This is a genomic window from Microbacterium sp. MMO-20, from assembly GCF_037147735.1.
GTDB lineage: Bacteria > Actinomycetota > Actinomycetes > Actinomycetales > Microbacteriaceae > Microbacterium.
Genome location: NZ_JBBCUU010000019.1, coordinates 1 through 1,655, shown reverse-complemented (window position 1 = coordinate 1,655; position 1,655 = coordinate 1). Strand labels below are relative to the sequence as shown.

At 56.0% G+C, this 1,655-nt stretch carries 1 rRNA gene; it reads right to left on the bottom strand.

The annotated features are described in order from the left end of the window. Positions 1–219: 219 nt before the first annotated feature. Positions 220–1,655: ribosomal RNA gene (locus WFI52_RS14110) — 16S ribosomal RNA — on the bottom strand; the annotation flags it as partial.

Genomic DNA, 1,655 nt, shown 5'->3' with positions numbered 1-1,655 from the left:
CCCTGAGGTTCATCGCCTCCGAAAAGGCATCCGGTCCCTCAGGACCCAACAGCGTGCATGTACCAAGCCCCTCACCCCCAGCTTTCCAGACCCAAAGGCCGTACTCACTCGAAGATCAGATCCTCAGCACCCCATCAAATGTTCCACCCATGAGCTCCCTGCAGAGACATTCGCTCTGATCAGGGTTCTAGAAGACCGAAGCCTTCAGATGCTCCTTAGAAAGGAGGTGATCCAGCCGCACCTTCCGGTACGGCTACCTTGTTACGACTTAGTCCTAATTACCGATCCCACCTTCGACGGCTCCCTCCACAAGGGTTGGGCCACCGGCTTCAGGTGTTACCGACTTTCATGACTTGACGGGCGGTGTGTACAAGACCCGGGAACGTATTCACCGCAGCGTTGCTGATCTGCGATTACTAGCGACTCCGACTTCATGAGGTCGAGTTGCAGACCTCAATCCGAACTGGGACCGGCTTTTTGGGATTCGCTCCACCTTACGGTATCGCAGCCCTTTGTACCGGCCATTGTAGCATGCGTGAAGCCCAAGACATAAGGGGCATGATGATTTGACGTCATCCCCACCTTCCTCCGAGTTGACCCCGGCAGTATCCCATGAGTTCCCACCATTACGTGCTGGCAACATAGAACGAGGGTTGCGCTCGTTGCGGGACTTAACCCAACATCTCACGACACGAGCTGACGACAACCATGCACCACCTGTTCACGAGTGTCCAAAGAGTTCTACATTTCTGCAGCGTTCTCGTGTATGTCAAGCCTTGGTAAGGTTCTTCGCGTTGCATCGAATTAATCCGCATGCTCCGCCGCTTGTGCGGGTCCCCGTCAATTCCTTTGAGTTTTAGCCTTGCGGCCGTACTCCCCAGGCGGGGAACTTAATGCGTTAGCTGCGTCACGGAATCCGTGGAATGGACCCCACAACTAGTTCCCAACGTTTACGGGGTGGACTACCAGGGTATCTAAGCCTGTTTGCTCCCCACCCTTTCGCTCCTCAGCGTCAGTTACGGCCCAGAGATCTGCCTTCGCCATCGGTGTTCCTCCTGATATCTGCGCATTCCACCGCTACACCAGGAATTCCAATCTCCCCTACCGCACTCTAGTCTGCCCGTACCCACTGCAGACCCGAGGTTGAGCCTCGGGATTTCACAGCAGACGCGACAAACCGCCTACGAGCTCTTTACGCCCAATAATTCCGGATAACGCTTGCGCCCTACGTATTACCGCGGCTGCTGGCACGTAGTTAGCCGGCGCTTTTTCTGCAGGTACCGTCACTTTCGCTTCTTCCCTGCTAAAAGAGGTTTACAACCCGAAGGCCGTCATCCCTCACGCGGCGTTGCTGCATCAGGCTTGCGCCCATTGTGCAATATTCCCCACTGCTGCCTCCCGTAGGAGTCTGGGCCGTGTCTCAGTCCCAGTGTGGCCGGTCACCCTCTCAGGCCGGCTACCCGTCGACGCCTTGGTGAGCCATTACCTCACCAACAAGCTGATAGGCCGCGAGCTCATCCCTGACCGAAAAATCTTTCCAACCGTTGAAGATGCCTTCACGGCTCGTATCCAGTATTAGACGCCGTTTCCAGCGCTTATCCCAGAGTCAGGGGCAGATTGCTCACGTGTTACTCACCCGTTCGCCACTGATCCAC